This is a genomic window from Polynucleobacter sphagniphilus (assembly GCF_029892205.1).
Taxonomy (GTDB): domain Bacteria; phylum Pseudomonadota; class Gammaproteobacteria; order Burkholderiales; family Burkholderiaceae; genus Polynucleobacter; species Polynucleobacter sphagniphilus.
In genome coordinates this window covers 23,887-40,958 of the sequence record NZ_JARXVX010000001.1, presented here as the reverse complement: position 1 = coordinate 40,958, position 17,072 = coordinate 23,887, and the positions used below count along the sequence as shown (strand labels likewise).

Annotated in this window: 18 protein-coding genes; 3 read left to right on the top strand and 15 right to left on the bottom strand. The window is 45.8% G+C overall.

Features of this window, described 5'->3' with window-relative positions; all coding sequences use genetic code 11:
• Nucleotides 1-9 precede the first annotated feature (9 nt).
• From M2125_RS00210 to M2125_RS00190, 5 genes are all read right to left on the bottom strand, one after another.
• Complete coding sequence (locus M2125_RS00210) at nucleotides 10-972, bottom strand: aspartate carbamoyltransferase catalytic subunit (RefSeq protein ID WP_277540426.1); 963 nt, start codon at nucleotides 970-972, stop codon at nucleotides 10-12.
• 2 nt (nucleotides 973-974) lie between these two features.
• A complete protein-coding gene (pyrR, locus tag M2125_RS00205; RefSeq protein WP_420875817.1) occupies nucleotides 975-1,478 on the bottom strand; it encodes a bifunctional pyr operon transcriptional regulator/uracil phosphoribosyltransferase PyrR in 504 nt (167 codons plus the stop codon).
• Nucleotides 1,478-1,903: a Holliday junction resolvase RuvX gene (gene ruvX, locus M2125_RS00200; protein WP_280742297.1), complete on the bottom strand. Its 426-nt coding sequence runs from the start codon at nucleotides 1,901-1,903 to the stop codon at nucleotides 1,478-1,480. The genes pyrR and ruvX overlap by 1 nt, the downstream gene beginning before the upstream one ends.
• Nucleotides 1,896-2,435 (bottom strand): YqgE/AlgH family protein, encoded by a 540-nt coding sequence (locus tag M2125_RS00195; protein WP_277540693.1) that lies wholly within the window; start codon nucleotides 2,433-2,435, stop codon nucleotides 1,896-1,898. The genes ruvX and M2125_RS00195 overlap by 8 nt, the downstream gene beginning before the upstream one ends.
• 131 nt (nucleotides 2,436-2,566) lie before the next feature.
• The gene (locus M2125_RS00190) at nucleotides 2,567-3,379 is read right to left on the bottom strand and encodes a YdcF family protein (protein WP_280742296.1); all 813 of its coding nucleotides are present in this window, start codon (nucleotides 3,377-3,379) and stop codon (nucleotides 2,567-2,569) included.
• 64 nt (nucleotides 3,380-3,443) lie between these two features.
• Here M2125_RS00190 and M2125_RS00185 point away from each other — a divergent pair, with 64 nt between their 5' ends.
• Both M2125_RS00185 and M2125_RS00180 read left to right on the top strand, forming a co-directional pair.
• Complete coding sequence (locus M2125_RS00185) at nucleotides 3,444-4,919, top strand: cryptochrome/photolyase family protein (protein ID WP_076024014.1); 1,476 nt, start codon at nucleotides 3,444-3,446, stop codon at nucleotides 4,917-4,919.
• Nucleotides 4,920-4,964: 45 nt separating this feature from the next.
• The gene (locus M2125_RS00180) at nucleotides 4,965-5,804 is read left to right on the top strand and encodes a symmetrical bis(5'-nucleosyl)-tetraphosphatase (RefSeq protein ID WP_280742295.1); all 840 of its coding nucleotides are present in this window, start codon (nucleotides 4,965-4,967) and stop codon (nucleotides 5,802-5,804) included.
• Between the two features lie 5 nt (nucleotides 5,805-5,809).
• On the opposite strand, the gene hemL is transcribed toward M2125_RS00180, so the two are convergent.
• The 10 genes from hemL to M2125_RS00130 all read right to left on the bottom strand — a co-directional run bounded on the left by hemL (nucleotide 5,810) and on the right by M2125_RS00130 (nucleotide 16,522).
• Entirely contained in the window at nucleotides 5,810-7,102 is a 1,293-nt protein-coding gene (gene hemL, locus M2125_RS00175) for a glutamate-1-semialdehyde 2,1-aminomutase (protein ID WP_280742294.1), read from the bottom strand.
• A 38-nt stretch (nucleotides 7,103-7,140) separates the two neighbouring features.
• Nucleotides 7,141-7,311: a rubredoxin gene (locus M2125_RS00170; protein ID WP_076024011.1), complete on the bottom strand. Its 171-nt coding sequence runs from the start codon at nucleotides 7,309-7,311 to the stop codon at nucleotides 7,141-7,143.
• A gap of 46 nt (nucleotides 7,312-7,357) precedes the next feature.
• Nucleotides 7,358-8,827 (bottom strand): THUMP domain-containing class I SAM-dependent RNA methyltransferase, encoded by a 1,470-nt coding sequence (locus M2125_RS00165; protein WP_280742293.1) that lies wholly within the window; start codon nucleotides 8,825-8,827, stop codon nucleotides 7,358-7,360.
• A gap of 47 nt (nucleotides 8,828-8,874) precedes the next feature.
• Nucleotides 8,875-9,300: a CopD family protein gene (locus tag M2125_RS00160; RefSeq protein ID WP_280742292.1), complete on the bottom strand. Its 426-nt coding sequence runs from the start codon at nucleotides 9,298-9,300 to the stop codon at nucleotides 8,875-8,877.
• Between the two features lie 17 nt (nucleotides 9,301-9,317).
• A complete protein-coding gene (locus tag M2125_RS00155; protein ID WP_076024008.1) occupies nucleotides 9,318-10,595 on the bottom strand; it encodes a glutamate-5-semialdehyde dehydrogenase in 1,278 nt (425 codons plus the stop codon).
• A 41-nt stretch (nucleotides 10,596-10,636) separates the two neighbouring features.
• Entirely contained in the window at nucleotides 10,637-11,698 is a 1,062-nt protein-coding gene (holA, locus tag M2125_RS00150) for a DNA polymerase III subunit delta (protein ID WP_076024007.1), read from the bottom strand.
• A gap of 18 nt (nucleotides 11,699-11,716) precedes the next feature.
• Nucleotides 11,717-12,286: an LPS-assembly lipoprotein LptE gene (locus M2125_RS00145; RefSeq protein ID WP_198929301.1), complete on the bottom strand. Its 570-nt coding sequence runs from the start codon at nucleotides 12,284-12,286 to the stop codon at nucleotides 11,717-11,719.
• A gap of 16 nt (nucleotides 12,287-12,302) precedes the next feature.
• Nucleotides 12,303-14,960, bottom strand: a complete 2,658-nt coding sequence (leuS, locus tag M2125_RS00140) for a leucine--tRNA ligase (protein ID WP_280741388.1) — start codon at nucleotides 14,958-14,960, stop codon at nucleotides 12,303-12,305.
• Nucleotides 14,961-14,996: 36 nt separating this feature from the next.
• Nucleotides 14,997-15,797 (bottom strand): 4-hydroxy-tetrahydrodipicolinate reductase, encoded by an 801-nt coding sequence (gene dapB, locus M2125_RS00135; RefSeq protein ID WP_076024005.1) that lies wholly within the window; start codon nucleotides 15,795-15,797, stop codon nucleotides 14,997-14,999.
• A gap of 74 nt (nucleotides 15,798-15,871) precedes the next feature.
• Nucleotides 15,872-16,522: an outer membrane protein assembly factor BamE gene (locus tag M2125_RS00130; protein WP_280742291.1), complete on the bottom strand. Its 651-nt coding sequence runs from the start codon at nucleotides 16,520-16,522 to the stop codon at nucleotides 15,872-15,874.
• Nucleotides 16,523-16,565: 43 nt separating this feature from the next.
• Here M2125_RS00130 and fur point away from each other — a divergent pair, with 43 nt between their 5' ends.
• Nucleotides 16,566-17,024 carry a ferric iron uptake transcriptional regulator gene (gene fur / locus M2125_RS00125; RefSeq protein ID WP_076024078.1) on the top strand — a complete coding sequence of 153 codons (459 nt, stop codon included), beginning with the start codon at nucleotides 16,566-16,568 and terminating at the stop codon, nucleotides 17,022-17,024.
• The last annotated feature ends 48 nt before the right edge of the window (nucleotides 17,025-17,072 follow it).

The window sequence follows — 17,072 nt, the reverse complement described above, 5'->3', positions numbered from 1 at the left end:
AGAACTTTCTTAATTACCTGCCACTATCGACATGACAGCCATACGAACTGCAATCCCAAAAGTAACTTGATTCAAGATCACTGACTGGGGCCCATCTGCCACTGCAGAATCTATTTCCACACCACGATTCATAGGGCCCGGATGCATCACGATGGCATCTGGTTTTGCTAAAGCCAAACGGGCTGGGGTCAGGCCATATTGACTAAAGAAAGCAGCGCCCTCTGGAACTTGCCCTGCCTCCATGCGTTCTTTCTGAATACGCAAAGTCATCACAACGTCTACACCCTTGAGCCCCTCTTCCATGCTATGAAATACTTTCACACCCATCATATCCAAATTGCTCGGCAGTAAACTCTCGGGCCCGATTGCGCGAATTTCTTCGCAACCGAGAGTAGTCAGGGCGTGAATATTAGATTTAGCAACCCGGCTATGAACAATATCTCCGATGATGGCCACTTTCAAGCCACGAAAATCCCGCTTGAAATGACGCATCGTGTACATATCGAGCAAGCCTTGGGTGGGATGCTGGTTACTACCATCACCTGCATTGACTACATGAACGTGTGGGGGCACATGGTTGGCAATTTCAATCGGCGCACGCGAAGTGCTATGACGAACCACAAAAATATCAGCCTGCATTGCCACTAAATTATCAATCGTATCCAAAAGACTTTCGCCCTTGGCAGTTGAAGAGGTGGAAATATCTAGATTGATCACATCGGCAGATAGGCGTTTTGCAGCAATCTCAAATGTAGTGCGCGTCCGCGTGGAATTCTCGAAGAAAAGATTAAATACGCTTTTACCGCGTAATAGAGGAACCTTTTTTACCTCTCTTGAGGGATCAGTCACACTCACAAATTGTTGTGCCGTATCTAAAATATGCACGATCTGATCTTTGGGCAAGCCCTCCAGAGTCAGTAGATGCGTTAATTCACCGGCTGCGTTAAATTGATTGACCATCTTATCCGCCATACTCATGCTGTACGCTCCTCAAGTTGGAAATTGAACTTGCCAGCATCGTCTTTTTCTAAAACTAAAATTTGTCTATCAGGTAGTAGGATTTCTTCACCAGAAAAGTCAGTGCTGATTGGCAACTCGCGCTTGCCACGGTCGGCCAAAACCATTAACTCAACCGCAGCTGGCCTGCCAAAATCAAATAATTCATTTAATGCAGCGCGCACCGTTCTACCAGTAAGCAGCACATCATCAATCAGAATGACAGTAGCGCCATTCACCTCGAATGGCAGATGCGTAGACATGGTGCTTGCGGTACGCAAGGCAGTCATGCCTTTCTCAGCATAATCATCACGATGAAACGCAACATTAATGACGCCATAATGCGCCAGACCAAGATCACCGGCTAAACGCTCTGCAATCCAAGCGCCACCCATTGCCAAACCAACCAGCTCAAATGGCCCACTTTGGGCTCGCTGGCGCAGTTTTTCTAGCAATTTGGTATACAGCAATTCTGCATTCATCATCTATCCAATACTTTATTCTGTTTAGCCGCCAACTCAGCAAAAAACTGCTCCAAAATAAGCGCAGCACTATGGCTATCTAGATTGTCCTGCATCTTGGCGTCACCCTCTAAAACTGCAGAGGTATAGCGCTCATCCACCCATTGCACAGGCAGATGAAAGCGGCCATGCAATTGATTACCAAAGCGTTTAGCCTTCTGCGTCATCTCATGTTCAGTGCCGTCAGGATGGACTGGAAGACCAACCACCAGCTGATCTGGCTGCCACTCCTTAAGCAGGTCCTCAATCTCCTGAAAGCGCATTTGCGCATTTGCATGGGAAATCGTTTTTAGTGGATGGCCAACCCGACTGATGGAATTTCCGATCGCAACACCAATTCTGCGAGTCCCGTAATCAAAGGCCATGACGCCTTGACCACTAGGCATGCCCAGCCTCTCCTGAGAGATGCGAAACATCAAAGCCTAGATAGTTCATAGTGCGGGAATAACGTTCACCTACAGGGGTATTAAAAATAATCTCCACCATTTGCGCTTGCGATAGTGGCACATTCATCCAGCCATTTAGGCTAATCTCTTCTTCCAATTGACCGGCACCCCAACCTGAATAGCCCAAAGTCATCAAGAATGGACTTGGTCCAGTGCCGGCGGCAACTGCCTCCAGGACATCTTTAGAAGTCGTCATTGTCAGACCTTCAGGCACAATTAATGAAGATCGGTAGCTGGGATTTTCCATGGGCGCATGGAGCACAAAACCACGCTCAACCTGAACAGGACCTCCAAAATAGACTGGTTGCTCTAAAAGTGGAGCAATTTCAAGCTTGAGATCAATCTTGTCAAAAAGAGTTGCCATATTGACCTCAGTGGGTCGATTCACAACCAAGCCCATCGCACCTCTTTCGGTGTGCTCAAAAAGATAGATCACAGTTCCCGCAAAATTAGGATCTTGCATGCCTGGCATGGCAATTAAGAATTGATTAGCCAGATGGTCGGCCGAAAAAGAAATAGCGGGATCTAAATCAGACCTGGGGTCCGAAGCTTCATGGGAGGCTTTTTTGGCCGTAGACATATAGGTAATATTTTACCGAATATCTAGAGTTTTCCTGTAACCCAATAGGCAGCCAAACCAATTAACTCGTGTAGCAGTCGATTCCACAACCTAGACCCCTCGGTAAGATCAAAAACTCCCCAATGAACCGAGGAAACAGAGGTTCCCGTTTGATAATCGACCGGCACAGGAATTACCGCCATCTCTTGTTTCTCAAAAAACTGAATAGAGCGATACATATGGCTCGCAGAGGTAATCAAGAGCACAGGCTTGATTGCTTCATTTTCACCATGGATTTGCTTCAATATTTGTTTAATAAACAATACATTTTCATAGGTATTACGTGATTGATTTTCATAATAGCCAGGATGCCCTTCCAAGCCTTGCTCATGTACCAAAGCCCTAAAAGCATCTGCCTCAGAAATGCCTCTGGGTACGAGCTTGCCCGAAAAACCACTATAAATAAAAGGGGTGTTTGGGTGTGTGCGCATCAACTCCAAACCCTTAGTGACTCGCTCCGCAGAGCCCTCTAGAGATACCTCGCCACGCTCGGGACCTATGAGTCCGCCTTCGACTGCGCCACCCAAAATAACAATAGCTCCTATCTGCTCCCCTGCAATACTCGTTAAAGGTGATTTTGGAACAAGGTCTTCTAAAACACGGAGGGGGAGCTCAGAAGTAGGTAGGTAACCCACTACCAACAAATCAATCAGCCCGAGTAGTAAAAACCGTTTAACTAAATGGGTTTTTCTAAGAGCCAGGAAAAGAACAGATAACAATATAAATAAGAGAGCCCAATTGAGAGGCTCAATACCAAACTGCACCACTTTAGAAAGAATAAAAAAGATCGTATCCATTGTTAATAGGGATCTTAACCCGCCCATCAAGCAAGACCCCTCAAATAGCCCTAATATAGGGGCTATGCAAAAAGCACTTGTTTGGCTCCGTCGCGATTTACGCCTGTATGACCAGGCAGCCCTGCATCACGCCCTTAAAAATAGCGGCTCAGTTTGGCTGGCATTTATATTTGATCAGGAAATTCTTGAGCCTTTAATCGAAAAGGACAGCGTCAATGAACTCACGCCCGATCGGCGGGTTGATTTCATTTGGCAAGGACTGAAACAATTGGATGCTGAACTGCGACAGCAAGGTGGCGGGCTGATTGTGCAATTTGGTAAACCAGTTGATTGCATTCCTCAAATTGCGCAAGCACTGGGAGTACAAACCGTTTACACCAATCATGACTATGAACCGAGCGCCATTGCCAGAGATACGGCTGTATCTGTCTTACTAAAAAAGCACGGTATTGAATTTGAGACTTTTAAAGATCAAGTCATTTTTGAGAAGAAAGAAATTCTCACTAACTCGAATACGGTCTTTTCTATTTTCACGCCGTATAAAAATAATTGGCTCAAAACATTACAAGATAAAGATTTGGCCGCCTATGACTGCACCCCAAAAAAGGGCCAATTTGCAGCCATCCCAAAACCGCTAGATAAACCGCTCCCCTCACTAGAATCCATGGGCTTTTGTACCACTGGGATTGAAAGCCATCTCCCACCTAGCCCCGAGGGAGGCCAAGCTCTTCTAGAAGATTTTTTAACACGCATTGATCACTATCAAATTGGTAGAGACTTCCCCGCAGTGAAAGGAGTCAGCTATCTCTCAACTCATTTACGCTTTGGCATGCTCTCGATTAGAGGGTTGGTGCGAGAAGCGCACCGCCGGATGCTAGCCGGAAGCATGGGTGCGACGATTTGGCTCAGCGAACTCATTTGGCGTGATTTCTATTTCATGATTTTGTCTAATCATCCACGACTAGCGGATGGTGTGAGCTTTAAACCTGACTACGACAACATTGAATGGGAAAGCAGCTCTCACGCTAAAAAACTATTTACCGCATGGTGTGAGGGTAAAACAGGCTATCCACTGGTAGATGCCGCCATGCATCAACTCAATCAAAGTGGCTATATGCATAATCGTCTGCGGATGGTGGTAGCCAGTTTTCTAACAAAAGATTTGGGAATCGATTGGCGCTGGGGTGAAGCCTACTTTGCTAAGCATCTCAATGATTTTGAGCTATCTTCAAATAATGGTGGATGGCAGTGGGCCTCCTCTTCGGGTTGCGATGCACAGCCGTATTTCCGCATATTTAACCCCATTACCCAATCAGAGAAATTTGATCCAGAAGGTAAATTCATCAAACGTTATTTACCTCAGTTAAGCAAGCTTTCAAAAAAATCCATTCATGCGCCATGGCGCTCAGGGCATATTGAGCTTGAGGCAGCCGACTTACTACTGGGACGAGATTACCCTTTACCAGTTGTCGATCATGATGAGGCGCGCAAAAAGACCTTGGTTCGATATAGCGTTGTCAAAAAAGTTACCCCTGAATAAGTATTGAATTTTGTAGTGTTACGCAATTACCCTTTAAGATAAGACATGAGCAAGATTTATGCTGTTGGGGATGTGCAGGGATGCGCACCTTCCCTGAAGTCCTTAATTAAAAAAGTTCCCGCCAAATCAAATTTGATTTTCTTGGGGGACTTGGTTAATCGCGGCCCAGATTCATTGGGAGCGCTGCGCATACTTAAAAAGTTACAAGAAAGTGGTCGCGCTGAATGCATCTTAGGCAACCATGACCTTCATTTGCTAGCCATTGATGCGGGTCTACGCAAAGCCAAGGGGCTCGATACTGTCGATGGCATTCTGAAAGCTCCTGATCGTGCAGAACTGATTGATTGGATCCGCAATAGGCCAATGGCCCTTAGCAACGGCAAAGTACTTGCTGTACATGCCGGCGTTCTCCCGCAATGGAGCCTAGAGCAAACACTTGAATACGCACATGAAGTAGAAAAAGTCTTGCGCAAAAAAACTTATAAAGACTTTCTGGCCAATATGTATGGCAATACCTCTAATAAATGGACAAATTCTCTTAAGGGCTATGAGCGCTTAAGAGTAATTACCAACACACTCACACGTTTACGTTTTTGCACACCATCCGGACAAATGGAGTTTGAGAGTGCCCAGGGATTAGAAAAGGGTCCTAAAGGTTACGTACCGTGGTTCAAGGCACCTAAACGCAAAACCGAGGAGACCCTAATTTATTTTGGCCACTGGTCAACACTAGGACTCCTAAGACAAAACAATGTGATTGGTCTGGACACCGGTTGCGTATGGGGCGGCAAATTGACTGCGATGGAAGTCCCGGATTCCAATCAAGACTCTAAAAAATTAGAGATTATTCAAGTGGCTGGCTATAAGCATCCACTACGCATGTAGGCCGCTTACATCCGTTTAAACGCTTTTTCTGCTGCAGTAATGATTGCTGCTACTACTTCGTTATCGTGGGCAATCGAAGTAAATCCAGCTTCATAGGCTGATGGTGCCAAGTAAACACCTTCATCCAACATTGCATGAAAGAATTTCTTAAAAGCATCGATATTGGTTTTAGTCACTTCCTCAAAAGAGGTGGGGACTTTGGATGCAAAATAAAAGCCAAACATGCCGCCTACGCTATCCACAGCAAACGGAATCTGTGCTTTATCAGCAGCTTGCTTTAAGCCAGCCATGAGTTTTTCGGTTTGCGCAGTAAGACATTCATAAAAGCCCGCACGAGAAATAATCTCTAAAGTCTTTAGCCCAGATGCAACGGCGACTGGATTGCCAGATAAAGTACCTGCCTGATAGACATTACCCAAAGGGGCAAGCTTGGACATAATCTCTTTTTTACCCCCGAAAGCAGCCATGGGCATACCGCCACCCATCACCTTCCCTAGGCAAGTTAAATCGGGAGTAATACCCTGCAATGACTGCGCACCCCCTAATGCCACTCGGAAACCCGTCATGACTTCGTCATAAATCAATACCGCACCATGCTTGGCAGTCAGACTGCGCATTGCACCCAAAAACTCACTCGCAGGCTGAATTAAATTCATATTACCGGCAATGGGCTCTAAGATGACTGCTGCAATGTGATCGCCCTGATTTTTAAATACTTCCTCGAGCGCTGCAACATCGTTATACGGCAATACGAGGGTATGCTTTACTAAATCATGTGGCACGCCACCAGAAGAGGGCGCATTTTGAGTTGAATCAGCAAAAGTTAATAAACCTGAACCCGCTTTTACTAATAAGCTGTCAGCATGCCCGTGATAACAGCCCTCAAATTTAATAATCAAATCACGACCGGTATGACCACGGGCTAAACGCAAGGCACTCATCGTTGCCTCAGTGCCGCTAGAAACCATGCGGACCTGCTCAACGCTGGGCATTAATTCACAAAGGCGCTCGGCCAACTCGATTTCACCTTCGGTAGGCGCGCCGTAACTAAAACTGGTTTCTGCTGCTCTTTGTACGGCCTCTACTACTTCAGGATGGGCATGACCAACAATCATGGGGCCCCAGGACATAATTAAATCTATATAGCGCTTATCCTCTGCATCCCAAAAGTAAGGGCCTTTTGCGCGGGTGACAAAACGCGGTATTCCGCCAACTTGACGAAATGCACGCACTGGAGAATTCACGCCACCCGGAATGGTCTTTTGTGCTCGCTCAAATAAAACGTCGTTTTGTCCCACAATCTTTTCCTCAGTTTGATACTGATATCGATGACAAATTAAATCGCCATCATTTCAAAATCTTCTTTGCGTGCACCACATTCTGGGCATGTCCAATTGATAGGTACGTCTTTCCAAAGGGTCCCGGGCGCGATTCCCTCTTCTGGTAAGCCAGCAGCTTCATCGTAGACCCAACCACAAATGAGACACATATAAGTTTTAAATTCCATGGTGCATTCCTAATAGCTTTGTTAACTAATTTGACTCTATTTGATTTTAAGACGCTTTGGTCTCAGAAGAGTCATTTACAAAATCTCGTTTTGCATGCATCTCGAATTTAAATAGACGGCACTCAAGAGGTCCATTAAATAAAGGAGTGCGTTTGGATTCCTTGATGCGTAATTGGCCAGGTAAAGCCATATCTGCAGTCAGTACAAATACATTCCAACCACCAAATGCATCCTTCAAATGCTGACCAAACTGTCTTAGAAATTCAACAAATTTAGGGTCTTGCTCCTCTTCTGCCTGAAGACGCTTCAACGATTCACGGCTTGAACGCTTCGCACTCTGGCGGCCCGTCTCTAAGTTATGTGCAAAACGATCCTCAGGCTCCTCCTGATCGTAGTCAGACTCTCTGCCGCTCTCGCGATCCTGACCGCGACCACCCTTAATCACCAAACGCTCACCATAGGGAGGGTTCAGCAACATGACACCGCCCTGAGTATTTCCAGGTGGCTTGCTCGCTAGAGCATCAATCTGCCTTGTCACTGGTAAACCTGGTAATTGAGCGCGCTGCCAATTACCTTTAAACATCGCAACCAATCTCTCATTGATATCACCGCCACTAATACCCAAAGATTGGGCATCTGGGAATTGCTTACGCTTCTCAAGTACTTCTGCCAGCGATGCCTCTTTAAGGGCTGACCAGCGCTTTTGCTCAGCTGGTGTATTAAAGGGCTTGAGCCTTTGAAAACCAAAACCATGTGCGCTGGTCACCAGTGGTCGATAGGCCAGGCGACTTGGTTTGACATCATCACCATACATTCCTGCACGAATTGCTCCTGGCGGAATAGCCAAGGCCATTTGGGCTGCTTCAATTAAGAAAGTGCCGCTACCGCACATTGGATCAAACAAAGTTTGGGATGGCTTCCAACCGGTAATCGATAGAATGCCAGCGGCTAAATTTTCTTTTAAAGGAGCATCACCTTTTTCATCCCGCCAACCGCGCTTAAATAAGGCTTCACCAGAAGTATCTAAGTAGATCGTGACATGAGTTGCCGTTAAATGCGCCTGGACACGCACATCCGGAAATGCTGTATCAATGCTTGGTCTGTCACCAGTCACATCCCGCAAGCGATCCACAATGGCATCTTTAATCTTCAGCGTTGCAAAATTAAGACTTTTTAAGGGTGAGCGATGGGCAGTGACATCGACTCTCAAGGTTTGGTTAGAGTCAAACCACTCTTCCCAAGCTAAGCCACTGGCTAATTTGTATAAATCTTCTTCTTGTCTATATGGCGCTTGGGCCAATTCAAGTAAAACCCGACTGGCAATACGTGAATGGAGATTAAGAGCCATTGCCCCAGCGAGGGGCGCAGCCAAACCAACACCACCAGTAGGGCTTGTTGGAGTAGGCTCAATCACCCACGTACCCAAGGCCTTCGAATCTGGACGAGCGGCAATCGTCGCTAATTCATTAGCAAGTGGAACTTCTAGTCCGCCGGGACAAACAACAAAAAATCTCATGAGACTAGCAATCTAAATAGGATGAAAGAGGATGGTGAGTCAAGCCCTTAAGGCTTGAGCACTACCAAAGCAACAATAATGATGAGCAACAGTACGGGCACTTCATTAAACCAGCGATACCAAACTCCAGTTTTTGTATTTTTATGTTGACGAAATTTTTTCAACAAACTCCAGCAAGCATGGTGATAACCAATCACCAAAATGATAAAGGCTAGCTTAATGTGCATCCATATCTGTCCCGCGCCAATGCCAAAATAAAGCCAGAGACTAAAGCCAAGTAAAACCGCAGGCACAGCCAAGATAGTCATGAAACGAAACAGGCGATCGGCCATTCCTAAGAGGCGCTCATAAGCAAAGCTATTTTTTTCTTCGGCTAAATTTACAAAAATACGTGGCAGATAAAATAAGCCCGCAAACCAAGAGGCAATAAAGACAATATGAAATGTCTTGACCCACAAATATGCATTACCCATATTGATATCCTAAAAAATTAAGTGCGGATCTCGCCATGACCCATCACAACGTATTTGAGAGATGTCAGTCCATCCAAACCGACAGGGCCACGGGCGTGTAGCTTGTCATTTGAAATACCAATTTCTGCGCCAAGACCATATTCAAAACCATCTGCAAAACGGGTACTCGCGTTGACCATCACACTCGCACTATCCACCTCACGTAAAAAACGATGCGCTTGTGATTGATTGTTAGTGATAATGGCATCCGTGTGCTTGCTGCCATAACGTTCGATATGATTCATCGCCTCATCCATATCGGCTACCGTTTTAATGGACAAAATAGGCGCGAGGTATTCAGTCTGCCAATCCTCCTCCGTGGCATCAACCAAGCCCGAGAATCCAGCAGCCTCTAATGTCTTGCGTGTAGCAGTATCTACACGGAGCTCGACACCTTTATCTTGATAAATTTTGCACAGCAAAGGCAATACAGTTGGACCAATATTTTGATTAACCAATAAAGTTTCCATTGCATTGCAAGGTGCGTAGCGCTGCGTCTTGGCGTTATCGCATACTTTTACCGCCATTGCGACATCAGCATCCGCATCGATATAGGTATGACAAATTCCATCCAAATGCTTAATCATTGGCACGCGAGCTTCAGCCATCAAGCGGGCAATCAAACTCTTACCGCCACGAGGAACAATCACATCGATATATTGGGTCATTGTGATCATTTCACCAACGGCACTGCGATCTGTAGTACTGACGACCTGTACCGCATCCATTGGTAAATGAGCGGCAGCTAAACCTGCTTGAATGATTTTTGCAAGCAAGGTATTGGAATCAATGGCTTCAGAGCCACCACGCAAAATGACAGCATTTCCTGATTTCAAACAAAGAGAGGCTGCATCAATGGTGACATTTGGTCGAGACTCATAAATAATGCCAATCACACCCAAAGGGACACGCATTTGTCCTATCTCGATCCCCGAGGCCTGTTTTTGTAATGCAGAAATTTTGCCGATCGGATCATCTAATGAAACAATTTGCTCTAAACCCAAAGCCATCGTTTCGATGGTCTTAGGTGTCATCGTTAAGCGATCAACAAAAGCTGCGTCTTGGCCATTTTTCCTGGCGCGATCTACATCGATCTGATTAACGACTTGAATCTCGCTTGCTTGCTCACGTATTAATTTGGCGATATGTAATAACGCCTGATTCTTTTGTTCGCTAGATGCCCGCGCCATAGCGCGCGAAGCAGCGCGTGCTTTTTGCCCTATTTCCTGCATCATTTCTTTAATTGAAGCACTCATTTTCTGACTTTATATCTACTCTGTATTAAATGGAAATACTACTAACGCAATAAATTGCCCACCAAACGTAATCCGTCCCAGGGATCAGCCGGTAGTTCTGGCACATGAAGGCCCTTTACTTGTCGATCCAACCCAGCCGCTACCTGCATTGCTCTGCGCAATTTAAGTGGCTGAATCCTTTTTAAGGCTGCAGGATAAAGACGCTCCTTATTGCCCCACACCCGATTGGCGCGCATTAATTGCTGAACTGATTCGCCGGCATCACTTGCGACCTTCAGCTTAGATAGTAGTCGAAGCTCTTCAGTAACGCTCCACAGAATAAGAACAAGTGGCTCACCCTCACCCTTCAACCCATCCAGCATTCGATTTAAGCGCGGCAAGTCACCAGCTAACATCGCCTCAGTCAGCTCAAATACGTTATATCGAGCAACCTTCAGAATGGCAACGCGGATCTGTTCTTCAGTTAAAACCCCTTTAGGGTAAAGCAAGCCCAACTTCAAAATTTCTTGGTGAGCTGCAATTAAATTACCCTCTACTTGATCGGCAATGAATTCCAAAGCACGTCGACCCTCTGGCCCAGAACTTACTTCCTGACCTTGCGTCTTTAGTCGTCCAGCAATCCATTGCGACAATAAGCCACGATCAAGAGAATCAATCTGTATAGCCATGCCAGCATCATCTAGGGCAGTAAACCAAGCAGATGTTTTTGTCTTGCCATCCAATTTGGGCAAAATGATACAAACGATTGTTTCTGGCCCATCAGCACCAGTGGACAGAGACGCAATTTGGGCGGCAAAATGCTTTAAAGCATCTGCCCCATCCCGTCCTGGTTTCCCCGTAGGAATGCGTAGCTCAACCCAGCGCTTATCACCAAATAAAGACATGGTCTGCCCCGCGTTCAATAGCGTACTCCAATCAAAACCACGCTCTTGCAGCATCACTTCGCGCTCAGTAAATCCTAATTTTTTTGCTAGACCACGTAGTTGATCGATTGCCTCCATCATCAGTAGAGGCTCATCTCCAGAAAATATATAAAGCGACTTTAAAGCAGCTGCACAAGTGAGCGACTTCAGATGAATTTGCAGGGCATCGCTTTTAACCATGCGATTAAACAATCACTCTTAAAAACTTTTAGATTGCTGGGATTTAGAGGAAGCAGCTAAGCGACGCAAAATCTGGACGGCCAAATCTTTACGCATCAAAGTTAAGAATTGCTGCTGCTGAGCATCGGTAGCTAACACGGTAGAGTTTGAAAAGTCCATATCACGACTGATATAGATTTCTGTATCCGGAAGAATGTCTGCACCCGCAGTATCAATCGCCCTAAAGCCGACGCGAATTGTTAGGCGATAGGCGGAAATTTGTCCGCTGGAGTTGTAAGTCAAAATCTCGCGCCCATATACTTCGTTAGTAATCTCCAACAAAACATCTGCATCTTTTGGATTAATCGCTACTTTTGCATCAGTTCCAGTGAGAATCACTTGCTGTAAATCATTACGCATGGGCGGTGTTGGGGAACCCGTAATCGCAATCACCCTATAGGGTAGATCGACCATCCCGCGCAAACGATATCCACAAGCAAGCAAGCCACTTACGGGCGTCAAAACAAGCATCCCAAGCATCATTCGGCGCACAGGCAAAAAGTGTGTGCCCAATGTTGACTGCTTTGACTTGAGTTGATTTGCGCTCATATTTTCAGTTAAAAACTTAGGCCACAATATTGATTAGACGTCCAGGCACCACAATCACTTTCTTGGGCGCATTTCCATTGAGTGCCTTGAGGGCTGGCTCACTTTGCAATGCTAGAGCCTCTACCTGCTCTTTGCTAGCATCGGCTGGCACCCGAATATCCCCACGTAATTTTCCGTTGATTTGCAGCATCAAGGTGATTTCTGTTTGGACCAATGCCGCCTCATCCACCAATGGCCATGGGGCGTCTAATAACAAACCATAGGTTTTCACATAACCCATTTCATTCCACAAAGTATGAGTTAAATGCGGTACGACTGGATACAAAACGCGCAACAAAATACCAATGCACTCACGTAATACGGAAGCGCTAATTTCTGCCTTCTCACCAAGCTTGATAGGCTCAAGGATATTGAGCATCTTCATCGCAGCAGAAACTACCGTGTTGTACTGACGACGTTGATAGTCAAAGTTAGCTTGCTTTAAGATCGAGTGAATCTCGCGACGCAACTCTTTCTCTGACTCATTGAAAGCGGTTGGCAAATCAGGATTGGCATTCTCAATTGCCTCTGCTTGACTGCTTGAATACATCCAAATACGACGCAAGAAACGAGAGGCGCCGTCTACACCAGCGCCAGACCATTCCAATTGTTGTTCTGGTGGCGCAGCAAACATCACAAAGAGTCGCGCTGTATCAGCGCCATGCTGATCAATCAGTGCCTGAGGATCAACCCCGTTATTTTTACTCTTCGACATCTTTTCGACGCCGCCGATAATGACTGGCGTACCTGCAAAATCCCCTTTTAATTTAGCGCCTCGTGGACGGCCTTTTTCATCCAGGTCTAATTCGACATCCAAAGGGTTCAACCAAGTTTTTTTACCGGAAGCCTCTTCTGTGTAATAGGTCTCATTGAGGACCATACCCTGAGTTAATAGGTTTTGAAATGGCTCATCAAAGGTGATGATGTCTAAGTCACGCATCACCTTGGTCCAGAAACGCGCATAGAGTAGATGCAAGATAGCATGCTCAATGCCACCAATGTATTGATCCATTGGCATCCAGTATTCATTACGGGTATCTACCATTGTCTTTGCATTAGGACCGGTATAACGCATGAAATACCAAGAAGAATCAACAAAAGTATCCATTGTGTCGGTTTCACGACGAGCGGGCTTACTGCACTTTGGACATTTCACATTCAAGAAGTCGGCACGTTTATTTAATGGATTACCACTTCCATCAGGCACGCAATCTTCAGGTAACACTACTGGCAAATCAGCCTCCGGCACTGGCACTGCTCCACAATCATCACAGTGAATGATTGGGATAGGCGTACCCCAATAGCGTTGACGTGAAATACCCCAGTCACGCAAACGGTAAGTGGTTTTAAGCTCACCAATACCCATTTTCTCTAAATCACTGGCTACTGCGGCTACCGCCTCTTCATGAGACATGCTATCGTATTTCCCGCTATTCAAACAAACTACATTGTCTTTTTGAGCGTACCAAGCTTCCCAATGTGTTGCATTAAATAAAGATGACTCACCCTTCAAGGCGATCACTTGCTTAATGGGGAGTTGATACTTCAATGCAAAAGCAAAGTCACGCTCATCATGGGCAGGAACACCCATCACTGCGCCATCTCCATAGCTCATCAATACATAGTTACCAACCCAGACTGGGACGGATTCGTTCGTGAGGGGATGCGTTACATATAAGCCCGTGAACATACCCTCTTTTTCTTGAGTGGCTAGATCGGCTTCAATGACGCTACCTGTTTTGCATTTCTCTATGAAAGCAGCCAATTGGGGATTGCTTAAAGCCGCTTGTGCCGCCAATGGATGCTCTGCTGCTACCGCACAATAGGTAACACCCATAATCGTGTCTGCGCGTGTAGTAAATACATAAAGTAAACCGTCTTGAATAAAATGACCATGGCTATCTTGAACTTCATGCTTAAAAGCAAAACGTACGCCACGACTTTTTCCAATCCAATTTTGCTGCATGGTCTTCACGCGCTCAGGCCAACCTAAGTTATCTAAGCCAGAGAGCAATTGCTCAGCATATGCGGTGATATTGAAGTAGTAGCCAGGAATCTCACGCTTTTCGACTAAAGCGCCAGAGCGCCAACCACGCCCATCAATCACTTGCTCATTGGCCAATACGGTTTGATCTATTGGATCCCAATTAACAAGTTGAGTCTTGCGATAAGCAATTCCCTTTTCGAGCATTTTCAAAAAGAGCCATTGATTCCAACGATAGTAATCTGGACTGCAGGTAGCTACTTCACGCGACCAATCAATTGCCAACCCCATCGCAGCCATTTGCTTTTTCATGTAAGCGATGTTGTCGTAGGTCCACTTTGCAGGGGGAACTTGATTCTGTATGGCCGCATTTTCAGCTGGCATACCAAATGCATCCCAACCCATCGGCATCAGAACGTTATAACCCTGCATTCTGAGTTGACGTGCCATCACGTCATTGATGGTGTAGTTACGTACGTGACCCATATGCAACTTACCGGAAGGATAAGGCAACATTGAGCAGGCGTAATACTTTGGCTTTGGTTTGCCAGAAGCATCTAAAGCATCTTCCGATACCTTGTATACCCCAGCGTTAATCCAATCAGCTTGTGCTGCCGCTTCAATACTGCGGTAGTCATAGTCCTTACTCATTCAATACAACTCTTTTCTTCTTTTTTAATTGACTAATTATTGACGCAAGCCTAGAACATCTTGCATGTCATACAAGCCCGAGCTTTGTGTTTGAAGGAAACGTGCGGCTCGCAAAGCGCCCTCAGCATAAGACTGGCGACTAGACGACTTATGACTAATCTCGATCCGCTCACCCTCTCCAGCAAATAGCACTGTGTGGTCACCAACAATATCGCCCCCGCGAATCGTAGCAAAACCAATTGAGCCTGCTCGACGCTCCCCAGTATGGCCTTCACGCGCATACACCGCCACATCAGCCAGCTTCTCACCTAATGCATCAGCAATCACTTCGCCCATCCTCAGCGCTGTACCAGACGGGGCATCCACCTTATGACGATGATGGGCCTCAATCACTTCGATGTCGTAACCTTGGTTCAACATCTTTGCGGCAATTTCTAATAACTTAAAAGTGGCGTTGACACCAATGCTCATATTTGGGGCAAAGATGATTGCTAAACTTTGGGAAGCAATCTTCAGACTATCAATTTGCTCGGCGGTTAAGCCAGTGGTGCCAATAATCATTTTGGTACCGGTTTTTTTAGCTACTTCCAAATGAGCCATCGTGCCCTCAGGGCGAGTGAAATCAATCAGATATTCGGCACCTTCCAATACTTGCGCGATATTGTCAGAAATAATGATGCCGGTAGTTTGACCCAAGAATGCACCCGCATCTTGCCCGAGATATTCTGATGCAGCATGCTCAAGCGCACCAACCAATTGGGCATCAGGCGTTTTTAAAACGGTCTCGATCAATATTTTTCCCATGCGCCCTGTTGCGCCGGCAATTGCAATCTTCATCATTTGATTCTTCGTTTCTTATTTAAGATATTGAGACTGATTGGCATCACTCAGTAATAAACAGATTTACTTTATTACTGAGGTGTAAGCGGATCGCTAGTAGAGGCAGGCACTTCTGAGGCTGGCGCTGTTGAAGCGGAGGCTGCTGCCGATATATTATCTGTTGTACTAGGCACCAATTGTTCTGGTTGTTGCAATGGAGGCGTCTCAGGACCTTTTCCAGTGCCAGTAACTACTTGCCAGAATGAACGTTTGGTTTTTGCATAGCCATCAATTTCAGCTACCATTTCCACTTCAGTTGGCAATGCATCGCCATCGAACTTGACTACCTTGTCATCCTCAAAAAAGACGGTTACGCGTCTTTCTTTGCCAATCACTTGACGCGCGCGTTTATATTCAAAAATATAATCCCAACGATTTGCATGGAAATAATCCGCCAACAGAGGTGTGCCTAAAATCTGACGAACTTGCTCGCGACTCATGCCAACCTTTAATTTGGAGTACTGCTCACTGGAGATGAAGTTGCCTTGCACAATGTCTGGAACATAAGGCCTAAAAATTGAATTCATCCAGTTCCGCTGCACTTCATCCACACTGGTAGTGCAACCCCCGATCCCGAGACCCATCAACAAGGTGAGTGTCAAGAATCCAAGGCGCGCAGTTTGGCGCGAGTGCTTCGCACAAGGGGTCAAAAGTCGATTAAATAGTTGAAGGCAATTTTGCATGGCTGGCCGTATCATTAAGACCTTGATTTTAGCTCGCAAAGCCATGAATACGAACCAAAACCCTACTCCAGCCGATTTACGGGATATTGGCCTTAAAGCCACAGGCCCACGCATGAAAATTCTTGATTTTTTTCACCAGAACGGGGGCACCCATTTCAGCGCAGAGGATGTCTTTAGAGCGCTAGCAAAAGATGATCAAGACATTGGTTTAGCCACGGTTTACCGGGTCTTGACTCAATTTGAGCAGGCTGGCCTACTCATTCGCAGTCATTTTGAATCCAGTAAAGGTGATAGCCGCGCAATTTATGAGCTCAATGAAGGTCAACACCATGATCATCTTGTATGCCTTGATTGTGGGCATGTTGAAGAGTTTGTTGACGAGGCAATTGAAAAAAGGCAGCAAGATATTGCCAAAAACCTTGGATTTACCCTGCAAGAGCACTCTTTAGCCCTTTATGGGCACTGTCAGAAGAAGAATTGCCCCAATAAATCGAAGACTTAATGAAAAAAGACCTCTAAATGAGGTCTTTTTCAGATAATTACTTAATTT